Source organism: Thermomonospora cellulosilytica, from assembly GCF_014138835.1.
Classification (GTDB): Bacteria; Actinomycetota; Actinomycetes; order Streptosporangiales; family Streptosporangiaceae; genus Thermomonospora; species Thermomonospora amylolytica.
In genome coordinates this window covers 304,487-327,735 of the sequence record NZ_JACJII010000001.1, presented here as the reverse complement: position 1 = coordinate 327,735, position 23,249 = coordinate 304,487, and the positions used below count along the sequence as shown (strand labels likewise).

At 73.4% G+C, this 23,249-nt stretch carries 23 protein-coding genes; 19 read left to right on the top strand and 4 right to left on the bottom strand.

What is annotated here, in order from left to right; all coding sequences use genetic code 11:
- Positions 1-114 precede the first annotated feature (114 nt).
- The 3 genes from HNR21_RS01640 to HNR21_RS01630 are packed head-to-tail and all read left to right on the top strand — an operon-like array spanning position 115 to position 2,200.
- Complete coding sequence (locus HNR21_RS01640) at positions 115-213, top strand: 30S ribosomal protein bS22 (protein WP_018654693.1); 99 nt, start codon at positions 115-117, stop codon at positions 211-213.
- Between the two features lie 47 nt (positions 214-260).
- Complete coding sequence (locus HNR21_RS01635) at positions 261-1,283, top strand: NAD-dependent epimerase/dehydratase family protein (protein ID WP_182703738.1); 1,023 nt, start codon at positions 261-263, stop codon at positions 1,281-1,283.
- Positions 1,280-2,200: a lysophospholipid acyltransferase family protein gene (locus HNR21_RS01630; protein ID WP_182703737.1), complete on the top strand. Its 921-nt coding sequence runs from the start codon at positions 1,280-1,282 to the stop codon at positions 2,198-2,200. The genes HNR21_RS01635 and HNR21_RS01630 overlap by 4 nt, the downstream gene beginning before the upstream one ends.
- Positions 2,201-2,641: 441 nt before the next feature.
- Here HNR21_RS01630 and HNR21_RS01625 read toward each other — a convergent pair whose 3' ends face one another.
- Together HNR21_RS01625 and HNR21_RS01620 are read right to left on the bottom strand one after the other, a co-directional pair.
- A complete protein-coding gene (locus HNR21_RS01625) occupies positions 2,642-3,511 on the bottom strand; it encodes an HAD family hydrolase (RefSeq protein ID WP_119728250.1) in 870 nt (289 codons plus the stop codon).
- 832 nt (positions 3,512-4,343) lie between these two features.
- Positions 4,344-5,012, bottom strand: a complete 669-nt coding sequence (locus tag HNR21_RS01620) for a sigma-70 family RNA polymerase sigma factor (protein ID WP_182703736.1) — start codon at positions 5,010-5,012, stop codon at positions 4,344-4,346.
- A gap of 251 nt (positions 5,013-5,263) precedes the next feature.
- Here HNR21_RS01620 and HNR21_RS01615 point away from each other — a divergent pair, with 251 nt between their 5' ends.
- The 8 genes from HNR21_RS01615 to HNR21_RS01580 all read left to right on the top strand — a co-directional run bounded on the left by HNR21_RS01615 (position 5,264) and on the right by HNR21_RS01580 (position 13,703).
- A complete protein-coding gene (locus HNR21_RS01615) occupies positions 5,264-6,529 on the top strand; it encodes a putative quinol monooxygenase (protein WP_182703735.1) in 1,266 nt (421 codons plus the stop codon).
- Positions 6,529-6,780, top strand: coding sequence for a glutaredoxin family protein (locus HNR21_RS01610; RefSeq protein WP_182703734.1), 252 nt, complete (start codon positions 6,529-6,531; stop codon positions 6,778-6,780). Before HNR21_RS01615 ends, HNR21_RS01610 begins: the two co-directional genes overlap by 1 nt.
- A gap of 304 nt (positions 6,781-7,084) precedes the next feature.
- Positions 7,085-7,855 carry a redox-sensing transcriptional repressor Rex gene (locus HNR21_RS01605; protein ID WP_119728254.1) on the top strand — a complete coding sequence of 257 codons (771 nt, stop codon included), beginning with the start codon at positions 7,085-7,087 and terminating at the stop codon, positions 7,853-7,855.
- Between the two features lie 22 nt (positions 7,856-7,877).
- Positions 7,878-9,182 (top strand): glutamyl-tRNA reductase, encoded by a 1,305-nt coding sequence (locus tag HNR21_RS01600; protein ID WP_182703733.1) that lies wholly within the window; start codon positions 7,878-7,880, stop codon positions 9,180-9,182.
- On the top strand, positions 9,179-10,111 hold the full coding sequence (gene hemC, locus HNR21_RS01595; protein WP_182703732.1) for a hydroxymethylbilane synthase: 933 nt from the start codon (positions 9,179-9,181) through the stop codon (positions 10,109-10,111). Before HNR21_RS01600 ends, hemC begins: the two co-directional genes overlap by 4 nt.
- The gene (locus tag HNR21_RS01590) at positions 10,098-11,663 is read left to right on the top strand and encodes a bifunctional uroporphyrinogen-III C-methyltransferase/uroporphyrinogen-III synthase (protein WP_267898991.1); all 1,566 of its coding nucleotides are present in this window, start codon (positions 10,098-10,100) and stop codon (positions 11,661-11,663) included. The genes hemC and HNR21_RS01590 overlap by 14 nt, the downstream gene beginning before the upstream one ends.
- Positions 11,664-11,702: 39 nt before the next feature.
- Positions 11,703-12,704, top strand: a complete 1,002-nt coding sequence (gene hemB, locus HNR21_RS01585) for a porphobilinogen synthase (RefSeq protein WP_182703731.1) — start codon at positions 11,703-11,705, stop codon at positions 12,702-12,704.
- Between the two features lie 336 nt (positions 12,705-13,040).
- Positions 13,041-13,703 (top strand): bifunctional DNA primase/polymerase, encoded by a 663-nt coding sequence (locus HNR21_RS01580; protein ID WP_182703730.1) that lies wholly within the window; start codon positions 13,041-13,043, stop codon positions 13,701-13,703.
- Between the two features lie 12 nt (positions 13,704-13,715).
- On the opposite strand, the gene HNR21_RS01575 is transcribed toward HNR21_RS01580, so the two are convergent.
- A complete protein-coding gene (locus tag HNR21_RS01575; RefSeq protein WP_182703729.1) occupies positions 13,716-15,395 on the bottom strand; it encodes a serine/threonine-protein kinase in 1,680 nt (559 codons plus the stop codon).
- A gap of 196 nt (positions 15,396-15,591) precedes the next feature.
- On the opposite strand from HNR21_RS01575, the gene hemL reads away from it, so the two are divergent.
- From hemL to ccsB, 8 genes are all read left to right on the top strand, one after another.
- A complete protein-coding gene (gene hemL / locus HNR21_RS01570; protein WP_182703728.1) occupies positions 15,592-16,887 on the top strand; it encodes a glutamate-1-semialdehyde 2,1-aminomutase in 1,296 nt (431 codons plus the stop codon).
- A gap of 61 nt (positions 16,888-16,948) precedes the next feature.
- Positions 16,949-17,863 carry a LysR family transcriptional regulator gene (locus tag HNR21_RS01565; RefSeq protein WP_182703727.1) on the top strand — a complete coding sequence of 305 codons (915 nt, stop codon included), beginning with the start codon at positions 16,949-16,951 and terminating at the stop codon, positions 17,861-17,863.
- 56 nt (positions 17,864-17,919) lie between these two features.
- Positions 17,920-18,078: a hypothetical protein gene (locus HNR21_RS01560; RefSeq protein WP_182703726.1), complete on the top strand. Its 159-nt coding sequence runs from the start codon at positions 17,920-17,922 to the stop codon at positions 18,076-18,078.
- Positions 18,079-18,137: 59 nt separating this feature from the next.
- Positions 18,138-18,776: a histidine phosphatase family protein gene (locus HNR21_RS01555; RefSeq protein ID WP_182703725.1), complete on the top strand. Its 639-nt coding sequence runs from the start codon at positions 18,138-18,140 to the stop codon at positions 18,774-18,776.
- A 46-nt stretch (positions 18,777-18,822) separates the two neighbouring features.
- Positions 18,823-19,404, top strand: a complete 582-nt coding sequence (locus HNR21_RS01550) for a TlpA family protein disulfide reductase (RefSeq protein ID WP_182703724.1) — start codon at positions 18,823-18,825, stop codon at positions 19,402-19,404.
- 19 nt (positions 19,405-19,423) lie between these two features.
- Positions 19,424-20,167 (top strand): cytochrome c biogenesis CcdA family protein, encoded by a 744-nt coding sequence (locus HNR21_RS01545; RefSeq protein ID WP_182703723.1) that lies wholly within the window; start codon positions 19,424-19,426, stop codon positions 20,165-20,167.
- Position 20,168: 1 nt separating this feature from the next.
- Entirely contained in the window at positions 20,169-21,809 is a 1,641-nt protein-coding gene (gene resB, locus HNR21_RS01540) for a cytochrome c biogenesis protein ResB (RefSeq protein ID WP_182703722.1), read from the top strand.
- A gap of 4 nt (positions 21,810-21,813) precedes the next feature.
- A complete protein-coding gene (gene ccsB / locus HNR21_RS01535) occupies positions 21,814-22,782 on the top strand; it encodes a c-type cytochrome biogenesis protein CcsB (protein ID WP_182703721.1) in 969 nt (322 codons plus the stop codon).
- Positions 22,783-22,814: 32 nt separating this feature from the next.
- Here the strand turns inward: ccsB and HNR21_RS01530 are convergent, their stop codons facing one another.
- Complete coding sequence (locus HNR21_RS01530; RefSeq protein ID WP_182703720.1) at positions 22,815-23,120, bottom strand: PLDc N-terminal domain-containing protein; 306 nt, start codon at positions 23,118-23,120, stop codon at positions 22,815-22,817.
- Between the last annotated feature and the right edge of the window lie 129 nt (positions 23,121-23,249).

The following is a 23,249-nucleotide window of genomic DNA, read 5'->3' as shown; positions in this document are numbered from 1 at the left end:
GATATGCGGGCGCACAGGGGTACTCTTGGGCGTCGGACACGGCGCGCGCCCACGCCTTTCGCCGCGGGCGCGGCGGGTCCGTCTCCCTGTCGACACCCGGACGAGTGAGGTTACGTGGGCTCCGTCATCAAGAAGCGTCGTAAGCGGATGGCCAAGAAGAAGCACCGCAAGCTGCTGAAGAAGACCCGCATTCAGCGTCGCAACAAGAAGTAGGCGACCCGGCCACGTAGCCGTTAGGGGTGGGGTGCACTGTGTCGGCTATGCCCTCCGCCGCCGCCCGTGTCGTCCTGGTCACGGGGGTCTCCCGGTTCCTGGGCGCCCGGGTGGCGAGCGCACTGCAGGCCGAGCCGGGCGTCGAACGCGTCATCGGCGTGGACACGGTCCCCCCCACGGCGCCGCTCGGGCGCACCGAGTTCGTGCGCGTCGACATCCGCACGCCGAGCATCGCCAAGGTCATCTCCGCCGAACGGGTCGACACGGTGGTCCACTGCAACCTGGTGACCGCCCAGTACGGCCCCCGGGCGAAGGTGAAGGAGCTCAACGTCATCGGCACCATGCAGCTGCTGGCGGCCTGCCAGCGCTCGCCGGACATGCGCAGGCTGGTGGTGCGCTCGTCGGCGGGGGTGTACGGCTCCTCGCCGCGGGACCCGGCGGTCTTCACCGAGACCGACGAGCCCGTGGAGGCGCCCTCCTCCGGGTCCGCCAAGGACGCCACCGAGGTGGAGGGTTACGTCCGGGGGCTGATGCGGCGCCGGTCCGACCTGACGGTGACGGTGCTGCGGTTCGCCAACTTCCTGGGTCCCGACGTGGACACGCCGGTCACCCGGTACCTGCGGCTGCCGGTGGTGCCGACGGTGCTGGGCTTCGACCCGCGGCTGCAGTTCGTGCACGCCGACGACGGGACCGAGGTGCTGCGCCGGATGACGCTGGAGGACCACCCCGGATGCTTCAACGTGGCCGGGGACGGGGTGCTGCTGCTGTCGCAGGCGCTGCGCCGGGCCGGGCGGCCCTCGGTCCCGGTGCCCGAGGCGTCCATGCAGGTGTTCGGCGATCTGGGCCGCCGGTTCGCCGGGCTGTCGGGGTTCTCGCCCGAGCTGCTGCGCTGGCTGATGTACGGGCGGGTGATCGACTGCTCGAAGCTGGCGGCGGAGCTGGGCTGGCGGCCCAAGCACACCGCCGAGTCGGCGTTCGCCGACTTCGTCGCGACCATCGGCGACGGTCACACCCCCGCCCAGGAGGTGTTCGAACGGATCGCCACCGTGCTGGGAGGGATCGGACGATGATCGCGCACGGCCCCGGGGACGCGCCCGACGACCCTGACGTGGCCCCGGTCATCCCGCTGAACCCGCAGGACGGCGAGGACTCCGGCGCTTCCGGGGAGGACCGGCTGTCGGCCGTGCTGTCGTTCCTGCGCCGCCGGCTGAACGGCGAGTACGAGGTCGACGAGTTCGGCTTCGACCGCGAGCTGACCGACAAGGTCCTGCTGCCGCTCGTCCGCGCCCTGTACCAGTACTGGTTCCGGACGGAACTGCGCGGGCTGGAGAACGTCCCCGAGTCCGGCTGCGCCCTGCTGGTCGGCAACCACTCCGGGACGCTGCCGATCGACGGCCTCATGCTGCAGGTGGCCGTGCACGACCACGCCCACCGCGACCTGCGGCTGCTCGGCGCCGACCTGGTCTACCAGGTGCCCGTGCTGGGCCACCTGTCCCGCAAGGCCGGCCACACCCTGGCCCACCCCGCCGACGCCCACCGCCTGCTGGCCAAGGGCGAGCTGGTCGGGGTGTTCCCCGAGGGCTTCAAGGGCGTCGGCAAGCCGTTCCGCGAGCGCTACCGCCTGCAGCGGTTCGGCCGCGGCGGCTTCGTGGAGACCGCCCTGCGCGCCCGTGCCCCGATCATCCCCGTCGCCATCGTCGGCGCCGAGGAGATCTACCCCAAGATCGGCGACGTCCGCGCCCTGGCCCGCCTGCTGGGCCTGCCGTACTTTCCGATCACCCCGACGTTCCCGCTGCTGGGCGCGCTCGGCCTGGTCCCGCTGCCCTCCAAGTGGCTGATCCGCTTCGGCGAGCCCATGTTCCTGGAGGGCTACGGCCCCGAGGACGCCGACGACCCGATGACGGTCTTCGACCTCACCGACCACGTCCGCGAGACCATCCAGCAGATGCTCTACGACACCCTGCTGGAACGCGGGCCCGCGTTCTGATGGCCGCGGCGAAGCCGCGGCGGCGAGCGGGCGTGCTCATGGCGCTCGCTCCGCTCGCGGTGGCCTTCAGAACCTTCGGCTGCAAGGCCACAGGGCGTCCGGCGCAGGAGCGTAGGCGGTCGGGCGTTGGCTAGGCCGTGTCGTCACAGTGGCCGCACGGCGTCTACGAGGCGCGCATCGACATCCACGCGTGCCGGTCACCTGGTCGAACGCCGCCTGGCACACCGGGCGGCCGACCCGGCTCAGCCGACTGACACCACCAGGGCGCTTTGACGACAGGCCCTCAGGGGGGCCAACGCAGGGCCATGGACCGGTCGGGTGTGAGGGCGCGAAGCAGGTGGTGCGGGCCGGGGGCGATTGGGTGCGGGGGTGTGGCGTGGGTCGGTGTGAAGCCGTGGGTGTTCGTGCGTGGGGCGTGTGGGGTGAGCGGGTGCGGGGGCTTCAGGCGCGGTAGTGGCGGCGGAGGGCTATGCCGGCGGCCACGCCGCCGGCCAGGGCGCCGGCGCCGGCGGCGGCGGGGATGGCGACCATGGTGACCTTGCGGGCGGTGCGGAAGTCGTGGATGGGCCAGCCGTGGGTCTTGGCGTGCTCGCGGAGCCTGGGGTCGGGGTTGACGGCGTGGGGGTGGCCGACGGCGTTCAGCATCGGCAGGTCGTTGAGGGAGTCGCTGTAGGCGGAGCAGCGGGCCAGGTCCAGGCCCTCGCGCTGGGCCAGGGCGCGCACGGCCTCGGCCTTGGCGGGGCCGTGCAGCAGGTTGCCGACCAGGCGGCCGGTGTAGACGCCGTCGCGGGTCTCGGCGACGGTGCCGAGCGCGCCGGTCAGGCCCAGCCGGGCCGCGATGATCCGGGCCACCTCGACCGGCGTGGCGGTGACCAGCCAGACCTGCTGGCCGGCGTCCAGGTGCTGTAGCGCCAGCGCCCGGGTGCCGGACCAGATCCGGTCGGCCATCACCTCGTCGTAGATCTCCTCGCTGAGCCGGACCAGGTCCTCGACCTTCTGCCCGGCCACGAACGCCAGCGCGGCCTCCTTGGCGGTGCCGATGTGCTCGGCGTTCTCGGTGCCGCGCAGCCGGAACGCGGCCTGCCCCCAGGCGAACATGGCCAGGTCCCGCAGCGTGAACAGCTTGCGCGCGGCCAGCCCCCGGGCGAAGTAGTAGATCGACGCCCCGCGCATCATCGTGTTGTCCACGTCGAAGAACGCCGCGGCCGTCGGGTCCGGCTCGACCCGCGCCCCGTGCGGCTCGGCGGCGGCCGCCGCCACCTCGCCCGCGCTCACATGATCAGCTTCACTGCGCCGCCAGAATCGCCGCATGCCCGAAGCCTACTTATGATCGCGGCTCCGCCGCGACGGCGCGGGCTTATGGCCGCGCCTCCGGCGCGGCGGCTCGCGGGCGGGCTTATGGCCGCGCCTCCGGCGCGGCGGCGAGCGGGCCTGGGGACGCGTGGCCGTGCGGTCGTCGTTTTCAAGATCGCTCGTTCCTCGCGATCTTGAAAGCCTCCTCCCTTACGGCCACGCGGGCCCGCTCGCGGGTGGCCTTCAGTGACCTCGGGTGCAGGGCCGGAGCGATGCGGGGCGTGGAAGGCCGGATCGGTTGCGGGTGCCCATGGGGTCGATCGGCCGCGGGGTGGGCCGTGGACGTGGGAATCGGGCGTAACCGGGTTCGGGGTGGGTCGTTCTTGCAGGCAGGGAGGACTGGAGGGGAATTCATGATGCGCGGTTTCCGGGTGGGGCGGCGTGTCGCGGGGCAGTTGTCCCGCGTGCGGCCGGATACGGCCAGGCCGGATCCGGAGTTTCGGAAGGCTTTGCGGGAGCGGCTGATGGCGGACGCGGCCGGTGCGGCGCGGATTCCGGCGCGGCGCCGGCGTTCCGGCCGATGGCCCTGGTCGGGCTGACGGTGATGAGGGTCCCACATCCTCCGTCGCCAGGACCCTGCACCCGAGGGTCCTGGAGGCCACCGCGAGCGGGCCCGCGTGGCCGTAAGGGAGGAGGCTTCAAGATCGCGAGGAACGAGCGATCTTGAAGCCGACGACCGCACGGCCACGCGTCGCAAGGCCCGCTCGCCGTCGCGGCGGAGCCGCGACGATCAAGCACGCCCGCTCGCCGCCGCGCCGGAGGCGCGGCCATAAGCACGCGCGGCTAGAAGTCAGAGCTCTTTGGGGAGCATCCGGGCCAGGGAGCGGACGGCGCGGTACTGCAGGGCCTTGATGGCGCCGGTCTTCTTGCCCATGATCAGGGCGGTCTCGGCGACGGACAGGCCGTGCAGGAAGCGCAGGACGATGCACTCCTGCTGCTCGGAGTTGAGGCGGCGGACGGCCTCCAGGAGGGCGCGGTTGGTCATCGCCTCGACGACGCGGCGGGCGGGGTCCTCGGCCAGGCGGTCGGGGGCGGGGCGGTCGGGCTCGGTGAGTTCCGCGGTGCAGATCTCCAGGCGGAAGCGGCTGGACTTGAAGTGGTCGGCGACCAGGTTGCGGGCGATGGTGACCAGCCAGGCGCCGAAGTCCTTGCCCTGCCAGTGGAAGTCGCCGATGCCGCGCAGGGCGCGCAGGAACGTCTCGCTGGTCAGGTCCTCGGCCAGCGGATGCGACCCGACCCGGTAGTAGACGTACCGGTAGACCAGGTCGACGTAGTGGTCGTACAGGACGCCGAACGCGTCGGCCTCGCCCTCGCGGGCGCGCAGCACCAGGTGCCTGATCTCGTCGTCGGCGGCCCGGGGGGCGGCGGGGCGGCCGGTGCGGCGCCGGGGGACCGCGCCGATCAGCGGCGAAGGCCGGGAGATCGCGACGGTTCGGGCATCGAGGGTCAAGCTGCGCATGCAGTTCTCCTCGGGGCTGATGCGACCTCCGGGCAGGAATGGCCACTCTAGATTTCCGGGAGTACCGAGGCAATCATGTTGCGACGGCCGGTATGGGTCGCGAATCGGTGAAATGACCGGCTCCGCCCTCCGGCCCGCCGTTCAGGGCGATGCAGGAGCCGTTCGGGGCGCGTTCACGGCAGGTTCACCGCGGGGCCGTCTCCGGCCCGGGTACGCGCCACTCCCGATGATCAGGCACCATAGGGGGCGCGATGGTTCAGGGTATCCCGGCGCTGCTGGCGACCCTCGGTGCCTTGGCGGCCACCGGGTTGCTGATCATCCGCGCCAAAGACGAGCGGCTGCCGTATCTGATCGCATGGTGCCTGACCTTGGGCGGCATCGCGGTCGCGCTGATCGGCATGACCGCGGGCTTCCTGGCGGGCTTCAACGGCCTGCTGTTCCGGCTGATGGAGGTCGGCGGCGCGCTGCTGGGCCCGGTCTGGCTGGCGCTCGGCATGACGGTGCTGATCAGCGGGCTGGTGCAGGTGCGCTTCGCCAGCTGGCTGTTCGGCATCTCCTACACGGTCGTGGCCGTGGTGATCCTGCTGGCCGATCCGCTCAAGGGCGACTTCGACGGCTCGCTGCCGGATCCGGGACGCCACTACGACACGCTGCCGCTGCTGCTGATCGACGTCGCCCATGTGGTGGCGGTGTTCGCGCTGGTCGCCTGCACGGTGGTGATCGCGCTGCGGGCCGGCAAGCAGGACCGGGCGGCCTACCGGCTGCTGATGCCGGTGGCGCTGGTGGCGCTGGCCGGGGTGCTGGTGGTGAGCGGCACCCGCGGGTTCCTGCCCGGGCTGCTGGCGGTGCTGGCGCTGGCCGGCGCGGCGGGCCTGGTCTGGTACGGCGCGATGCGGACGCTGCCGCCCAAGGGCGGGGACGAGGGCCCGTACGAGGACGAGGAGTACGCCGAGGACGGCTACGACGAGGGCTACGACGGCGAGTACCCCGACCAGGGCTACCCGCAGGCCGAGCGGGACGAGCAACCGGTCTACGCCGCGCCGCCCGCCGAGCCCGCGCCCGCCGCCCCGCGGCACGCGGCGCCGCCGACCAAGGCCGACCCGGTGGTCCCGCCGGTGCCCGGACCGCGCCGCCCGGCCGCCGAACGGCCGCTGCCGATCGATCCGCCGGTCGCCGCGGGCGCGCCGCTGTGCGGGCAGATCACCGTCTACACGCTGATGGACGGGCGGGGCGAGGCGTTCGACCGGGTGGTCGGGGAGGCGATCCGGGCGTCCCGGGAGGGCGAGCCGGACATCCTGATCTTCACCTGCCACGAGGTCACCGGGGCGCCCTCGCAGCGCATCGTCTACCAGCTGTTCCGGGACCAGGCGGCGTTCGTCGAGCACCAGCGGCTGCCGCACGTGCAGCGGTTCGCGGCCGAGTCGCGGCCGTACGTGGCGGCCACCAACGTGATCGAGCTGAACCTGACCGCCGGCAAGGTGGTCCCGCTGCCGTCGCTGACCGCCCAGGACTACTGATGAGCGTGACGATCACCCTGCTCGGCAAGCCCGGCTGCCATCTGTGCGACGACGCCCGCGAGGTGATCGCCCGGGTGGCCGCGGACCTGGGCGTGGCCTGGGAGGAGCGGGACATCACCCGGTCCGAGGAGCTGACCCGCAGGTACTGGGAGCAGATCCCGGTGACGCTGGTGAACGGGGTGCAGCACGACTTCTGGCGGGTGGACGAGGAGCGCCTGCGGCGGGCGGTGGCCGCCGCCCGGAAGGGCTGAGCGCGCGATCCGCCGGAAGGCCCGGTGTTCTCTAGGTCACATTGCGGACCGCCCGAAAGTACCGAACGTCATTCGGTGTTTTCTTGTTCGATATGCGCTGAGCTGCGAAAACGTCCCGCGGAACGGTCACGGCCGCAGTCCGGTGCGGCCCGGGTGACTTTGTGCGCGTGTTCACAAACGTTTAACCTGGGGGACGGTCCACGGTGGCCCGCTCCGGCCCCGGCCGGTCCGACGCGACCGGATCGCGCCGCCCGGGCCGGGTCGGACCGCAAGCCATGGCGTCAAAAGCCCCGAAGAGCAGGCCGTGACACGTCGACACAACCGCACCCGCGCCGAGCGGGGGATCCCAGAAGCCACGGTGGCGCGGCTGCCGGTGTATCTGCGCGCGCTGCACAGCCTGCAGGAGCGGGGCATCGCCACCGTCTCCTCCGAGGAACTGGCCGCCGCCGCCGGGGTCAACTCCGCCAAGCTCCGCAAGGACCTGTCGCACCTGGGCTCGTACGGCACCCGGGGGGTCGGCTACGAGGTCGACTACCTCGTCTACCAGATCAGCCGTGAGCTGGGCCTCACCCAGGACTGGGTGGTCGCCATCATCGGCGTGGGTAACCTGGGCCGGGCGCTGGCCGGGTACGGCGGGTTCGCCTCCCGGGGCTTCCGGGTGGCCGCCCTGCTGGACGCCGACCCCGCGGTGGTGGGCGCCGAGATCGCCGGACTGACCGTGCGGCATATCGACGAGCTGGAACGCGTTATCGCCGAACACGGGGTCTCCATCGCGGTGATCGCGACCCCCGCGGCGGCGGCCCAGGCTTTGTGCGATCGTGTGGTCGCGGCGGGTGTGACGAGCGTCCTCAACTTCGCCCCGGTCGTCCTCGCGGTGCCCGAGGGGGTCGAGGTGCGTAAGGTCGATCTGTCCATCGAGTTGCAGATCCTGGCATTTCACGAGCAGCGCAAGGCGGGCGGGCCGGGAGATGGTGCAGCAGATGACTGGTCGGAGGAGCTGGACGAACATGGCGACGGAGCGAGGCGGGAACGACCACCCGGTACCAGCGAGTACATCGAGGCGGTTGAGGCATGACCACGAGTGAGGCGGCGGGCCGATGACTGTCCTGGTGGTCGGGCTCAGCCACCGCAGCGCCCCGGTGGCCATGCTGGAACGCGCCGCGGCGTCCGGTGACGACCTGGTCAAGCTGCTGCACGAGGTGCACGACTCGACGCACGTGGCCGAGACGCTGATCGTCTCGACCTGCAACCGCGTCGAGGTCTACGCCGTGGTGGACAAGTTCCACGGCGGCGTCTCCGACATCTCCGAACTGCTCGCCCGGCACGCCGGGGTGACCCTGGACGAGCTGTCCCGCCACCTGTACGTGCACTACGAGGACCGGGCCGTCCAGCACGCGTTCTCGGTGGCGTGCGGGCTGGAGTCGATGGTCGTCGGCGAGAGCCAGATCCTCGGCCAGATGCGGCAGGCGTTCCGGCTGGCCCAGGCCGAGGGCACGGTCGGCCGCGACCTGCACGAGCTGATCCAGCAGGCGCTGCGGGTCGGCAAGCGGGCGCACGCCGAGACCGGGGTGGACAAGGCCGGGGCGTCCCTGGTCAGCGTGGGCCTGACGATCGCCGAGGGCCATCTGGGCGAGCTGTCCGGCAGGCGCGCGCTGGTGGTCGGCGCCGGGGCGATGAGCGGCCTGGCGGTCGCCACCCTGGCCCGCGCCGGGATCGGCGAGATCATCGTCGCCAACCGCACGTTCGACCGGGCCAGGCGGCTGGCCGAGGGCGCCGAGGCGCCCGCCCGGGCGATCGAGCTGGCCGACCTGACGGCCGCGCTGGCCGAGGCCGACCTGGTGATCTCCTGCACCGGCGCCACCGGGCTGGTGATCGCCGCCGAGCAGGTCCCGCACGCGTCCCACCGGCGGTTCTTCCTGGACCTGGCGCTGCCGCACGACGTCGACCCGGCCGTCGGCGCCCTGCCCGGCGTGGCGCTGGCCGGCCTGGACGACCTGCGCACCGCCGAGGAGGCGGCGCAGGCGCTCGGCCCCCGCGCCGTCGAGGCGGTGCGCCGGATCGTCGCCGACGAGGTCGCCGCGTTCCTGTCCGCGGCCCGCGCGGCGGCGGTCGCGCCGACCGTGGTGGCGCTGCGCAGCAAGGCGGCCGAGGTGGTCGAGGCCGAGCTGGCCCGGCTCGCCGGCCGGCTGCCCGGCCTGGACGACCGGGACCGGGCCGAGATCGCCCAGACGGTGCGGCGGGTGGTGGACAAGCTGCTGCACGCGCCGACCGTCCGGGTCAAGGAACTGGCGTCGGCGCCCGGCGGCGACACCTACGCCGCCGCGTTGCGCGAGCTGTTCGACCTCGACCCCAAGGCGCCCGAGGCCGTGGCCCGCCCGGACATCGAAGGATCCGCATCATGACCACCCTGCGCCTGGGCACCCGCAAGAGCCTGATGGCCACCACCCAGTCCCGGCACGTCGCCGACGTGCTGGAAGAGCGCACCGGAGTCACCGTCGAGCTGGTCGGCGTGACCACCGAGGGCGACGTCTCCCGCGCCCACCTGGCCCAGATCGGCGGCACCGGCGTGTTCGTCAGCGCGCTGCGCGACAGGCTGCTGTCCGGCGAGGTCGACTTCGCCGTGCACTCCCTCAAGGACCTGCCCACCGGCCCCGCCGAGGGCATCGCCCTGGCCGCCGTCTACCGCCGCGACGACCCCCGCGACGCGCTGTGCGGGCCCGCCAAGCTGGCGGACCTGCCGCGGGGCGCCACGGTCGGCACCGGCTCCCCCCGCCGGGTCGCCCAGCTGCGGGCGCTGCGCGGGGACCTGAACGTCGTCCCGATCCGCGGCAACGCCGACACCCGGCTGCGCAAGGTCACCGACGGCGAGCTGGACGCGGTGGTGCTGGCCTACGCCGGGCTGGGCCGGATCGGCCGGCTCGACGCGGTCGCCGAGGTCCTGGACCCCGAGCAGATGCTGCCCGCCCCCGGGCAGGGCGCACTCGCGATCGAGTGCCGCTCCGACCGCGCCGACCTGGTGGAACTCCTGCGAACGGTCGACGACCCGGCCACCCGGGCCGCCGTCACCGCCGAGCGCACCGTGCTGGCGGCGCTGGAGGCGGGCTGCGCGGCCCCGGTCGGCGCGTACGCGACCGTCGAGGACACCGCAGATGTCGAATCGAGCCTGTACCTGACCGCGTGCGTCGCGAGCATCGACGGCGCCCGCCAGGTACGGCTGTCCGCAAGCGGCCACCCGGAACGGGCCGAGGAGGTCGGGCGGGAGCTCGCCGCCCGGCTGTTCGCCCAGGGGGCCGACCAGTTGATGGGGGAGCGCGACATTGAGCCCCGTTGAGACCGACCAGGGCGCCGTCTCGTTCGTCGGGATGGGCCCCGGCGACCCGGGACTGCTGACCGTCCGGGCCGTCGCCAAGCTCGGCGAGGCCGACACGGTGGTGGTGGACCGGGCCCGCTGTCCCGGCGAGATCCTGGCGCACTGCCGGCCGGACGCCGAGGTCCTGGACACCGCCGAGGGCGATCCGGTCACCCTGGTCGGCGCCGCCGCCGCGGCGGGCCGCAGCGTGGTCCGGCTGTTCCGCGGCGACCCGGGGGTGGCCTGCTCGCTGGCCGAGGAGGCCGCCGCCTGCGCCGCCGCCGGGATCCCGTTCGAGATCGTGCCCGGCGTGTCGGCGGTCACCGGCGTGCCCGGGTACGCGGGCATCCCGCTGACCGACTCCCGCACCCGCGAGATCCGCGTGGTCGACGCCTCGCGCGGCGGGGTGGACTGGCACCGTTACGCCGATCCCGACACCACGCTGGTGATCCTGGGCGCCGAGACCATGGTGGCGGAGGTGGCCAAGGGGCTGATGGCCGCCGGCCGGCCGGACTCCACCCCGGCCGCCATGACCAGCCTCGGCACCACCACCGAGCAGGAGACGGTCGTCTCCACACTGCACCGGCTGGTCCCCGACACCAAGGGCATGGAGTCGCCGGCACTGATCATCGTAGGCGATGTGGTCGGCTGGCGTGACCGGCTTTCGTGGTTCGAGACCAAGCCGCTGTTCGGCTGGCGGGTGCTGGTGCCGCGGACCAAGGAGCAGGCCGCCTCGCTGTCGGAGCGGCTGCGCTCCTACGGGGCGGTGCCCGAGGAGGTCCCGACCATCTCGGTGGAGCCGCCGCGCACCCCGCAGCAGATGGACCGCGCCGTCAAGGGCCTGGTCACCGGCCGGTACGAGTGGGTGGTGTTCACCTCCACCAACGCGGTGCGGGCGGTGAGGGAGAAGTTCGTCGACTACGGCCTGGACGCCCGGGCGTTCGCCGGGCTCAAGGTCGCCGCGGTCGGCGAGCAGACCGCCAGGGCGCTGATCGAGTTCGGGGTCCATCCCGACCTGGTGCCGACCGGCCAGCAGTCCGGGGAGGGCCTGCTGGAGGTCTGGCCGCCGTATGACAAGGACCTGGACCCGATCAACCGGGTGCTGCTGCCGCGCGCCGACATCGCCACCGACACCCTGATCGCCGGGCTCACCGAGCTGGGCTGGGAGTGCGACGACGTCACCGCCTACCGGACGGTGCGGGCCGCGCCGCCGCCGCAGCCGATCCGCGAGGCGATCAAGGGCGGCGGGTTCGACGCGGTGCTGTTCACCTCCTCCTCCACGGTGCGGAACCTGATCGGCATCGCCGGCAAGCCGCACAACGTGACGGTGATCGCGGTGATCGGCCCGCAGACCGCCAAGACCGCGCAGGAGTACGGGCTGCGCGTGGACGTGATGGCCGACAAACCCTCGGCCCTGGCGCTGGCCGAGGCCCTGGCGGAGTACGGTGCAAGGCGACGGGCCGCCCAGATCGAGGCGGGCGACCCGCTGCGCAAGCCCAGCCAGATGCGCCGCGGCGCCCGCAGGCGGCGCTGACGGCGCATCCGTCCGACGTCTCCTGAGAAGGTCCGCGCCATGACTGCTCGTTTCCCGGTCGCCCGGCTCCGCCGGCTGCGCCGCACCCCCGCGATGCGCCGGCTGGTCGCCGAGACCCGGCTGGACCCGGCCGCCCTGATCCTGCCGATGTTCGTCAAGGAGGGCATCGCCGAGCCGCACCCGATCCCGTCCATGCCCGGGGTCGTCCAGCACACCCTGGACACCCTCCGCAAGGCCGCCCAGGAGGCCGTGGAGGCCGGTGTGGGCGGGCTGATGCTGTTCGGCATCCCCGCCCACAAGGACGGCCGCGGCAGCGCCGCCGACGACCCCGACGGCATCGTCCAGCGGGCCCTGCGGGAACTGTCGGCCGACCTCGGCGACGCCACCGTGCTGATGGCCGACCTGTGCCTGGACGAGTACACCGACCACGGTCACTGCGGCGTGCTCACCCCGTCCGGCGAGGTGGACAACGACCAGACCCTGGAGCGGTACGCCGCCATCGCGATCGCGCAGGCCGAGGCGGGCGTCCACGTGGTCGGCCCCAGCGGCATGATGGACGGCCAGGTCGGCGCGATCCGCTCCGCCCTGGACGCGGCCGGTCACCAGCAGGTGGCGATCATGGCCTACTCCGCCAAGTACGCCTCCGCCTACTACGGCCCGTTCCGCGACGCCGCCGAGTGCGCCCCGCAGTTCGGCGACCGCTCGGCCTACCAGCAGGACCCCGCCAACGCCGCCGAGTCCCTGCGCGAGGTCATGCTCGACCTCGCCGAGGGCGCCGACATGGTGATGGTCAAGCCCGCCGGCCCGTACCTGGACATCGTCCGCCGGGTCCGCGACGCCGTCGACGTCCCGGTGGCCGCCTACCAGGTCAGCGGCGAGTACGCGATGATCGAGGCCGCCGCCGCCCAGGGCTGGCTCGACCGCGACCGGGTCGTTCTGGAGTCCCTCACCGGCATCCACCGCGCCGGAGCCGACCAGATCCTCACCTACTACGCGACCGAGGCCGCCTGCTCATTGCGCTCGCTCCGCTCGCGCGGCTAGCGCGTGCTTATGGCCGCGCCTCCGGCGCGGCGGCGAGCGGGCCTGGGGACGCGTGGCCGTGCGGTCGTCGTTTTCAAGATCGCTCGTTCCTCGCGATCTTGAAAGCCTCCTCCCTTACGGCCACGCGGGCCCGCTCGCGGGTGGCCTTCAGTGACCTCAGATGCAGGGTCCAGTGGCTTCGGGTGCAGGGTTCAGGGGCCCCGGGGATCATGGGGTCTAGTCCGTTGGGGCGGTTTTCGGGGGTTGGTGCGGTACGGCGGGACGGCGGCGGCCATTATCGGGTAAGCGGAGGACGCGGGCACCGGGGTGCGCGCGTGACTGGGGGAGAGTCGAATGATGCTGGCGGCGGTATCGGCGGCGCGGCGGCAGCGGGGGCGCAGCCGTCTGGGGGCGGCCGCCAAGGAGTACGCGGCGCTCGGGTGGCCGTGCGTGCCGGGGGCGCATCCGCTGGTGGGCGGGGACCGGGCGTGTTCGTGCGACCGGATCGGATGCCCGGATCCGGGGGGCCATCCGGTGACGGCGGCGTGGCAGATCCAGGCGACGACCGAGCCGGACCGGATCAAACGCTGGTGGGCGGACGATCCCCGGGCCAACGTGATCCTGCCGACCGGACGGGTGTTCGACGTGTTCGACGTGCCCGCGGCGGCCGGTGAGATGGCGCTGGCGCGGATCGCCGAGCGGTACGCCGGTCCCGGGCCGACCAGCCCGGTCGGGCCGGTCGCCGTGATCGGGGCGCGGCGGCACCTGTTCTTCGTGGCGACCCGGGGCGCCCCCGAGGACGAGGACGAGTGGTGGTCGTGCCACCTGGACTGCTCCCCGGAGACCATCGACGACAGCCCCGGCCTGCGCTGGCACTGCCGGGACAGCTACGTGGTCGCCCCGCCCTCCACGCTGCCCGCCGGGGACGTCTCCTGGGTGCGGCCCCCCGACCGCACCCCGCTGCCGGACCCGGTGCGGGTGCTGGAGATCCTGTCCGACTGCTGTGAGGCGGTCGGCTGAACGGGCCGGGCCTCAGCGGGGGGCGTCGATCGCGACCCGCCTGCCCCAGTCGCCGTAGGCGGTGGTCAGCACGGCCCGGGTGCGGCCGGTGCCGATGGTGACGGTGAGCCGGCTCGGCAGCCCGGCGGCGTCCAGCACCAGCGTGTAGGTCAGCCGGTCGGTCCTGGCCGCCCGCGCGATGGCGGCGTACGGGTGCGCGTCGCCGAGCCGCGCCACCGCCACCGTTCCCCGGTAGGTGCGTCCGCTGCGCCGCAGGTCGGTGCTCTCCCCGGCGAGCGCGACCACATGGTCGACCGACGTGCACTCGCGGACCCGAGCGGCCAGCGGCGCGTAGCCCTGCGCCTGGCCGGGCGAGGCGGGCACCTGGCGCCAGCGGTCGCCCTGCCGCACGTGGGCCGTCTCGCCGATCAGGATCACCCGGGCGGCCTTGCGGGTCTGCCGGGCCGGGCTCGACGCGGTCATCGTGTACGCCGGGACCTGCCCGGGCCGGACGGCGAACGTTCCCTTGGCGGTGGCGTTAGCGCCGCAGCAGCCCTTGCCCTGGTACGAGAACGACGCGCTCGGCCGCTGGGCCGCCGCCGTGGTGATCCGGGCGGCCAGGGCGTCGGCGGGGGACTGGGCCGGGGACGCCGCGGGGGTGGAGGCGGGCGGCGCGGCGACGGTGGGCGAGACGGTCTGCGCGGGGGACGGGCCGCCGCGGTCCATGCCGTACACCACGCTGGCCCCGGCGACGGCGGTGACGACGACGATCGCCGCGATGCTGCCCACCAGGCGGCCCCGGCCCGCGGGACGCGCCCGGTCCGGCGGGCCGCCGGCGGCCTTGGCGGGGGCGGGCGCGGGAGCCGGGGCGTTCTCGGCCGCGGCGGCCATCTCGGTCAGCCTGCCGCGTCCCTGCGCCTCCCAGGCCGGCCCGTACGCGGCGACGGCCGCCTCCTCCAGCGCGGCCAGGAAGTCCTCCGCCGAGGCGGGCCGGTCGGCGGGGTCCTTGGCCAGCCCCGAGGCGATCAGCCCGCGCAGCGGGCCGGGCACCGCGTCGGCAGGGACCGGCGCCTCCCGGTGCGCCCGGCCCAGCGCCGCGATCGCCCGGCCTCCGCTGCCGCCGCTCTCGTACGGGCGGCGCCCGGTCAGGCACTCGAAGAACACCACGGTCGCCGCGTACAGGTCGGAGGCGGGGGAGGCGGGCGCCCCGTTCCACAGTTCGGGGGCCAGGTAGGCGGGGGTGCCGGGGGGTTCGTCGCCGGACCTGGAGCGCCGCGGCGGGACCAGCCCGAAGTCGGTGACCACCACCTGCCCGGCCCGGTCGACCAGCATGTTCTCGGGCCGGACGTCCCGGTGCACCGCCTCGGCCCGGTGCGCCACCGCCAGCGCCGCCAGCGCGCCGCCGAACACGGTCAGCGCGGCCAGCGGCCCGGTCGGCCCCTGGGTGTCCAGGATCCGGCGCAGGGGGACGCCGTCGACCCGCTGCATCACCACCGCGGCGGCGCCGTCCGGGCCGTCCACCAGCTCGTACAGGTCGGCGATGCCCGGGTCCTCCAGCTGGGTCAGCCGGCGGGCCAGCGGCCGGTACGCCGCCATGAACGCGTCGTCGGCCGTCAGCCGGGGGTCCAGGTACCTGATCGCGACCTCGGTCCGGGTGACCTCGTCGACGGCCAGCATCACCCGGCCGGTGGATCCGTGTCCCAGTTCACGCACAGGGGTGAAACCCGGGACCGTCCAGCCGTCTGCCACTTCGTCATCCCTCCGGCTCGTGCGGCCCGTCTCAGCGGCCACAGGCCGGGACCTCGGCCGTCGTCGACGGCGAACCCCGCACCAGTACTTTGGGTGGATATCGGCCTGCCGCCGCCCGGGTCAAGTGTGTATACCGGATTGCGACTGAGAGACTGACGGGGTGACCGAGATCGATCGCTCCCAGCAACTGTTCGACCGCGCGGGCCAGGTGGTTCCGGGCGGTGTCAACTCGCCGGTGCGCGCCTTCCGGGCGGTGGGCGGCACCCCCAGGTTCATCGCCTCCGCCCACGGCCCCTACCTGGTCGACGTGGATGGCAACGAGTACGTCGACCTGATCTGCTCGTGGGGGCCGATGATCCTGGGGCACGCCCACCCGGCCGTGGTGGAGGCGGTGCGCCGGGCCGCCGGGCGGGGCACCTCGTACGGCGCGCCCACCCCGGGCGAGGTGGAGCTGGCCGAGGAGATCGTGGCGCGCACCCCGGTCGAGCAGGTCCGGCTGGTCAACTCCGGCACCGAGGCCACCATGTCGGCGATCCGGCTGGCCCGCGGGTTCACCGGGCGGAGCAAGGTGGTCAAGTTCGCCGGCTGCTACCACGGCCATGTGGACTCGCTGCTGGCCGCCGCCGGGTCCGGGGTGGCCACGCTGGCGCTGCCGGACACCCCCGGGGTCACCGGGGCGACCACCGCCGACACCATCGTGCTGCCGTACAACGACGTGCCCGCGGTGGAGCTGGCGTTCGGCGAGCACGGCCACGAGATCGCCTGCGTGATCACCGAGGCGTGCCCGTGCAACATGGGCGTGGTCCCGCCGGACCGCAACTTCAACCGGCTGCTGAAGTCGCTGTGCGAGCGGCACGGGGCGCTGCTGATCATCGACGAGGTGCTGACCGGCTTCCGGGTGACCCGCTCCGGCTGGTACGGCCTGGAGGGCGTGGCGGGCGACCTGATGACGTTCGGCAAGGTGATGGGCGGCGGGCTGCCGGCCGCCGCGTTCGGCGGGCGCGCCGACGTGATGGCGCAGCTCGCGCCGGCCGGGCCGGTCTACCAGGCGGGCACGCTGTCGGGGAACCCGCTGGCCACCGCCGCCGGGCTGGCCACGCTGCGGGAGGCCACCGACGAGGTGTACGACGCCATCACCCGGGCCGCCTCGGTGGTGTCGGGAGCGGCCACCGAGGCGCTGTCCAAGGAGGGCGTGCCGCACCGGCTGCAGGTGGCGGGGAACCTGTTCTCGATCTTCTTCACCGACGAGCCGGTGACCGACTTCGCCGCCGCCCAGCGGCAGAACGCCAAGGCGTACGCGGCGTTCTTCCACGCCGCCCTGGAGCAGGGCGTCTACCTGCCGCCGTCGGCGTACGAGGTGTGGTTCCTGAGCGCCGCGCACGACGACGCCGCGCTGGACCGGGTGGTGTCGGCGATGCCCGCCGCCGCCCGCGCCGCCGCCGCCGCGATGTCCTGATCCGACCCGGTTTGTTTAGAAGGTGCTGGCGCCGATCCGGGCTGGCGTTTAGATTTGCTTCATGCTCGATCTGGATCGGCTGCGCGCGCTGCACGCGGTGGCCACCCACGGCTCGGTCAGCGCGGCGGCCGAGGCGCTGCACGTGACGACGTCGGCGGTCTCCCAGCAGCTCGCCAAGCTGGAGCGGGAGACCGCCCACAAGCTGCTGGAGCGCAACGGCCGCGGGGTGAAGCTCACCGACGCCGCCAAGCTGCTGGTGATGCACGCCGACCGCATCCTGTCGCTGGTCGAACGGGCCGAGGCCGACCTGGAGGCGCACCGCGGGGTCGTGGTCGGCGAGCTGTCCCTGGGCGCCTTCCCCACCGCGATCCGCGGCCTGGTCCCCGCCGCGCTGCGCGACCTGCGCGCCCGCCACCCCGACCTGCGGGTGCTGGTCACCGAGCACGACCCGTTCGTCAGCGCCCCGCTGGTGGCGCGCGGCGACCTGGACCTGGCCATCGTGCAGGACTGGAACAACGAGCCGCTGTCCGTCCCCGAGGGCCTGGTCAAGGGCATGATCTGCGAGGACCTCGCCGACGTGGCGGTGCCGGCCGGCCATCCGCTGGCCGGACGGGACGAGATCGACCTCAAGGAGCTGGCGGGCGACTGCTGGATCAGCTCCCCTCCCGGCACCATCTGCTGCGACTGGCTGACCCACACGCTGCGCACGTTCGACAGCGAGCCGCGGCTGCACCACACGGCCTACGAGATCTCCAGTCAGCTCGCCCTGGTCGCCGCCGGGCTGGGCGACTGCATCCTGCCCCGGCTGGGCCGTGATCCGCTGCCCGAGGGCGTCGCGGTGATCCGCCTCCGGCGGCCGCTCAGCCGCCGCATCTACGCCGTCTGGCGCGAGGAGGCCGCCCGCCGTCCCGCCATCTGCGCCGCCCTGGACGCCCTGCGCGCGTCCGCCCGCTCCGTCCTGTCGGACGAGGAGTAGCCCGCGCGGATTTCTGCATGGACGCCCGCGCCCCCCGCGCCGAGGATGTCGGTCTCATGATCACCTGCATCCTGCCGGGCAGCCGGGCGGAGATCTGCATCGCCGCGCTGACCTACCGGTTCGTGGAGATCATGGGCCGGGCCGGCGCCTCCCAGCAGGTGCTGGACCGGGCGGCGCGGCAGATCCGCGCCTACGCGCCCGCCCGGCTGCGCTGACCCGCGGGCGGACCTCGAGGACGGGGTCCTGGCTGTTCGCGGGTAGTCTGACCACCGCCATGAGTGAGAAGACGATCGTTCATCTGTTGCGGCACGGCGAGGTCCACAATCCCGAGGGGATCCTCTACGGCCGGTTGCCCGGTTACCGTCTCAGCGAGAACGGCGTCCTCATGGCGCAGGCGGTGGCCAAATGGTTCGCCGACCGGGACGTGACCGCGCTGTTCTCCTCGCCGCTGGAGCGGGCGCTGGAGACGGCCGCGCCCATGTCGGAGGTCTTCGGGCTGGAGGTCGCCGTCGAGGAGCGGCTGATCGAGGCCGGCAACCACTTCGAGGGACTGACGTTCGGGGCGGGCCAGGGGTCGCTGAAGCACCCCCGGCACTGGCCGTTCCTGATCAACCCCATCCGGCCGTCCTGGGGCGAGCCGTACAGGAAGATCGCCATGCGGATGCGGGGCGCGGTGATCGCCGCCAAGAACGCCGCGCGCGGGCACGAGGCGGTGTGCGTCAGCCACCAGCTGCCGATCTGGACGCTGCGCCGGTACGCCGAGCGCCGCCGGATGTGGCACCACCCCAAGCGCCGGCAGTGCGAGCTGGCCAGCGTGACCAGCCTGGCGTTCGAGGGCGACCGGCTGGTCGAGGTCTCCTACCACGAGCCGGCCGCCGGGCTGGTCAAGCGACCCACCGTCCCGGGCGCCTGATTCCGGCACTACAGTGATGTACTACCACGTGTAGTAGGAGTTCCCGATGCCCGGAGTCAAAGCCGTCGCCGCACGCGCCGGCCTGCCGTTGGCCGCCTGTCTGCTGCTGGCCGGATGCGCCGGCGGCCAGGCGTCCCCGGGGGACGCCGACAACCGGTTCATCGGCGGCGACGGCACCGCCCAGACCATCGCGGCCGCCGACCGCAAGGCGGTCGGGCCGGTGGAGGGCACCACGCTGGACGGCGAGCCGCTGAAGCTCGCCGACTACCGGGGCAAGGTCGTGGTGGTGAACTTCTGGGCCTCCTGGTGCGCCCCCTGCCGCGGCGAGGCCCCCACCCTGCAGAAGCTGTCGGACGAGCACAAGCCCAGGGGCGTGGAGTTCGTCGGCGTCAACTTCAAGGACGCCAGGGACCAGGCGCTGGCCATGGAGCGCACCTTCGAGATCACCTACCCCAGCCTGTTCGACGCCGACGGGCGGCTGATGCTGTCGTTCCGGGAGGTCCCGCCGAACGCGGTGCCCAGCACGCTGATCTTCGACCGGCAGGGCCGGGTCGCCGCCCGGATCATCGGCGCCACCACCTACTCCACCCTCAACCCGCTGATCACCCGGATCGCCGCGGAACGATGAGCGCGGGCGAGACGAGGCCATGAACACCCTCGCGGAGACGGTCGCGGACGGATCGCTGCTGCTGGCGATGCCGCTGGCGGCGCTGGCCGGACTGGTGTCGTTCGCCTCGCCGTGCGTGCTGCCGCTGGTGCCGGGCTACCTGTCGTACGTCACCGGCATGTCCGGGGTGGACCTGGAGCGGCAGCGGCGCGGGCGGCTGGTGGCCGGGGCGGCGCTGTTCATCGCCGGGTTCACGGTGGTGTTCGTGACCGCCGGGGTCGCGGTCGGCGGGCTCGGCCGGTGGCTGCTGGAGTACGCCGACCCCATCACTCGGGTGCTCGGCGGCGTGACGATCGTGTTCGGGCTGGCGTTCATGGGGCTGATCCCCGGGCTGCAGCGCACCGTGAAGTCCGGCCGGCTGCCGACCGCAGGGCTGGCCGGGGCGCCGATGCTCGGGGTGCTGTTCGGGCTCGGCTGGACGCCCTGCATCGGGCCCACCCTGGCGGCCGTGCAGGCGCTGTCGTTCAACGAGGCCAGCGCGGGCCGGGGCGCGCTGCTGTCGCTGGCGTACTGCCTGGGGCTGGGACTGCCGTTCGTGGCGACCGCGCTGGCCTACCGGCGGGCGCTGGGCGCGTTCGGCGCGATCAGGAGCCGGTACCGGCTGGTCACCCGGATCGGCGGCGGGATGCTCGTCGCCATCGGGGCGCTGCTGGTGACCGGGCTGTGGGGCGACCTGACCCTCGAGCTGAAGTCGTGGATCGGCGGCTTCGAGACGGTGATCTGACATGACACAGGCACAGCAGGAGGGCGCCGAGGCCCCCGTCGCGCAGGCCCCCGACGGCCCGCAGCCGCGCCCCAGGGGGATGGGGCCGCTGGGCTGGCTGCGCTGGGGCTGGCGGCAGCTCACCTCGATGCGCACCGCCCTGATCCTGCTGTTCCTGGTGGCGCTGGGCTCGGTGCCCGGGTCGATCCTGCCGCAGCGCGGCCAGGCCCCCGAGGAGGTCGCCGAATACCTGGCCGAGCACCGGACGGTCGGGCCGTGGATGGACCGGCTGTCGCTGTTCGACGTGTTCGCCGCGCCCTGGTTCGCGGCCGTCTACATCCTGCTGTTCGTGTCGCTGGCGGGCTGCGTCATCCCCCGGTCCCGGCAGCACTGGCGGGCCATGCGGTCCGCGCCGCCGCCCGCCCCGCGCCACCTGTCCCGGCTGCCGCAGTCGGCGTCGTTCGAGACCGAGCGGGACGCCGAGGAGGTGCTGGCCGAGGCCCGCAGGCTGCTGCGCGGACGGCGGTTCCGGGTGGCGGACGGAACGGGCTCGGTCGCCGCCGAGAAGGGCTACCTGGGCGAGATCGGGAACCTGACGTTCCACCTGGCGCTGCTGGTGCTGCTGTTCGCGGTCGCGGCGGGGGCGCTGTTCGGCTACCGGGGCAACATCGTGCTCACCGAGGGCGGCGGGTTCGCCAACTCGCTGGCCTACTACGACCAGTTCACGCCGGGCCGGCAGTTCAGCCCGGACCGGCTGGCGCCGTTCTCGATGCGGCTGGAGGACTTCCGGGCGCAGTTCGTCACCGAGCCCGGGCCGCAGCAGGGACAGGCGCTGGACTTCACCGCCAAGGTCTTCTACCGGGAGGGGCCCGACTCCCCGGAGAAGCCGTACGACCTCAAGGTCAACCATCCGCTGGGCGTCGGCGGGGCCAAGGTCTACGTGCTGGGCCACGGGTACGCGCCGCGCTTCACCGTCCGCGACGGCCAGGGCAATGTCGCCTTCCGGGGGGCGGTGCCGTTCCTGCCGATCGAGCAGCGCAACTTCACCTCCGAGGGCGTCATCAAGGTGCCCGACGCGCGGCCCGAGCAGCTGGCGTTCCAGGCGGTGTTCTGGCCCACCGCCGTGGCCGACACGCGCAACCAGCAGATCGTGTCCCGGTTCCCCGCCCCGCTGAACCCGACGATCTCGCTGATGACGTTCAAGGGCGATCTGGGGCTGGACTCCGGCACCCCGCAGTCGGTGTACCGGATCGAGGGGATCGGCAGGACCCTGCAGCCGGTCCGCGGCGGCTCCAAGATCCTCAAGCCGGGCGAGACGTTCCAGATCCCCGGCGGGGCCGGGTCCATCACGTTCGACGGCACCCAGGAGTACATCAGCCTGGCGATCAACCACGACCCCGGCCGGGGGCCCGCGCTGGCCGCCGCCGTGGTCGCCATCGCCGGGATCGTCGCCTCGTTCATGGTGCGGCGGCGCCGGGTGTGGGTGCGCGCGACCCCCGGGGAGGGCGGGCGTACCGTGGTGGAGATCGGCGGGCTGACCCTGGGCAACCCGACCGCGGAGTTCGACGACCTGGTGGCGGCGCTGCGCCGCGACGTTCCCCCGGCGGGCGACGACGCCGCCGACCGGCCCGGCGCCGGTTCCGCCGACGAGACCGAGGAGTGACGAGGTGGCCGACAGCGACCTTGCGAATCTGAGCGACCAGCTCGCGCTGGGCACCGTGCTGCTGTACGTGGTGGCCATGGTCGGGTACGCGCTCGACCTGGGCTTCGGCCGCCGCCGGACGCGGGCCGAGGCCGAGCGGACCGAGCCGGCCAAGGTGCTGGTCGGCGCGGGCGGCGGGGAGACGGCCGCCGCCGACGCGCCCGCCGCCGGGGAGGAGCCGGAGGAACGCGCCGAACGGGACTGGGGCCGGTTCGCGGTCCTGATCAACCTGCTGGGCTGGGGCGCCCACCTCGGCACGCTGGTCACCCGCGGCCTGGCGGCCGAACGCTGGCCGTGGGGCAACATGTACGAGTTCCTGACGGCCATCGCGTTCGCGGCGGTCACCGCCTACCTGGTGGTGCTGGCCCGCTACAAGGCCCGGTTCCTGGGCGCGTTCGTGATGGTCGCCGCGGTGATCGCGCTCGGGGTCGCCACCATCTGGCTCTACACGCCGGTCGGGCCGCTGGTCCCGGCGCTCAAGTCGTACTGGATCGCCATCCACGTCACCGCCGCCATCGTCGCCACCGGCGCGTTCACCGTCGGCGGGGTGGCCACGATCCTGTACCTGGTGCAGTCCCGCCGTGAGGAGCGCGGGGCGTCCGGCGGGGCACTGGCCATGCTGCCGGGGTCCGAGGCCCTGGACCGGCTGGCCTACAAGGTGACCATGTTCTCGTTCCCGATCTGGACCTTCGCCATCATCGCGGGGGCGATCTGGGCGGACGAGGCGTGGGGCCGCTACTGGGGCTGGGACCCCAAGGAGGTCTGGTCGTTCGTGACCTGGGTGGCGTACGCCGGGTACCTGCACGCCCGCGCCACCGCCGGGTGGAGGGGCCGCCGGGCGGCGATCATCTCGCTGGTGGCGTTCGCCGCCCTGCTGTTCAACTTCTTCGGGGTGAACTACCTGTTCTCCGGCCTGCACTCCTACGCCGGCTGAGCCCTCCCGGCCGGGATCCGGCGGCGGGGCCCTCAGTCCTCGCCGCGGATCCTGCGGTCCAGGCTGCGCAGGAACTCCTCGTCGTCGTCCGGCCCGCGGGGCGGCTCCGGGCGCGGGCCGGACTGGACCCCCGGCGGCGTCCAGGCTGGCTCCTGCGGGCCGCGGCGGCGGCCGAGGGTCAGCCACAGCGCCGCGCCGATCGCGAAGCCGAGCAGCACGATCAGGAACCAGCCGAACTTCGGCAGGAGCCGTACGTCGGTCTCGTCGGTGGTGAGCACGTCGAACAGGCAGTACAGCCAGACGCCCACGATGATCAGGCCGAGCAGGACATACAGCATGGTTCGAGCGTATCCGGTGACTTGCCGCCCGGCCGCCTGTCGACGGGACGTCACCGACCGGCTTACCCTGCCATGGGCGAGTCTGGCACGGTGCGCCTTGGGCGTCCGGACGGTGCGGAGAGGCGGGGT

Bases quoted from the DNA above. Each gene is read 5' to 3' on its own strand.
- HNR21_RS01630 (WP_182703737.1), top strand. From the start codon at position 1,280: ATGATCGCGCACGGCCCCGGGGACGCGCCCGACGACCCTGACGTGGCC.
- hemB (WP_182703731.1), top strand. From the start codon at position 11,703: ATGACTGCTCGTTTCCCGGTCGCCCGGCTCCGCCGGCTGCGCCGCACC.
- HNR21_RS01580 (WP_182703730.1), top strand. From the start codon at position 13,041: ATGCTGGCGGCGGTATCGGCGGCGCGGCGGCAGCGGGGGCGCAGCCGT.
- HNR21_RS01560 (WP_182703726.1), top strand. From the start codon at position 17,920: ATGATCACCTGCATCCTGCCGGGCAGCCGGGCGGAGATCTGCATCGCC.
- HNR21_RS01550 (WP_182703724.1), top strand. From the start codon at position 18,823: ATGCCCGGAGTCAAAGCCGTCGCCGCACGCGCCGGCCTGCCGTTGGCC.
- HNR21_RS01530 (WP_182703720.1), bottom strand. From the start codon at position 23,120: ATGCTGTATGTCCTGCTCGGCCTGATCATCGTGGGCGTCTGGCTGTAC.
- HNR21_RS01555 (WP_182703725.1), top strand. From the start codon at position 18,138: ATGAGTGAGAAGACGATCGTTCATCTGTTGCGGCACGGCGAGGTCCAC.
- HNR21_RS01545 (WP_182703723.1), top strand. From the start codon at position 19,424: ATGAACACCCTCGCGGAGACGGTCGCGGACGGATCGCTGCTGCTGGCG.
- HNR21_RS01625 (WP_119728250.1), bottom strand. From the start codon at position 3,511: ATGCGGCGATTCTGGCGGCGCAGTGAAGCTGATCATGTGAGCGCGGGC.
- resB (WP_182703722.1), top strand. From the start codon at position 20,169: ATGACACAGGCACAGCAGGAGGGCGCCGAGGCCCCCGTCGCGCAGGCC.
- HNR21_RS01620 (WP_182703736.1), bottom strand. From the start codon at position 5,012: ATGCGCAGCTTGACCCTCGATGCCCGAACCGTCGCGATCTCCCGGCCT.
- HNR21_RS01615 (WP_182703735.1), top strand. From the start codon at position 5,264: ATGGTTCAGGGTATCCCGGCGCTGCTGGCGACCCTCGGTGCCTTGGCG.
- HNR21_RS01610 (WP_182703734.1), top strand. From the start codon at position 6,529: ATGAGCGTGACGATCACCCTGCTCGGCAAGCCCGGCTGCCATCTGTGC.
- HNR21_RS01565 (WP_182703727.1), top strand. From the start codon at position 16,949: ATGCTCGATCTGGATCGGCTGCGCGCGCTGCACGCGGTGGCCACCCAC.
- HNR21_RS01600 (WP_182703733.1), top strand. From the start codon at position 7,878: ATGACTGTCCTGGTGGTCGGGCTCAGCCACCGCAGCGCCCCGGTGGCC.
- HNR21_RS01635 (WP_182703738.1), top strand. From the start codon at position 261: ATGCCCTCCGCCGCCGCCCGTGTCGTCCTGGTCACGGGGGTCTCCCGG.
- hemC (WP_182703732.1), top strand. From the start codon at position 9,179: ATGACCACCCTGCGCCTGGGCACCCGCAAGAGCCTGATGGCCACCACC.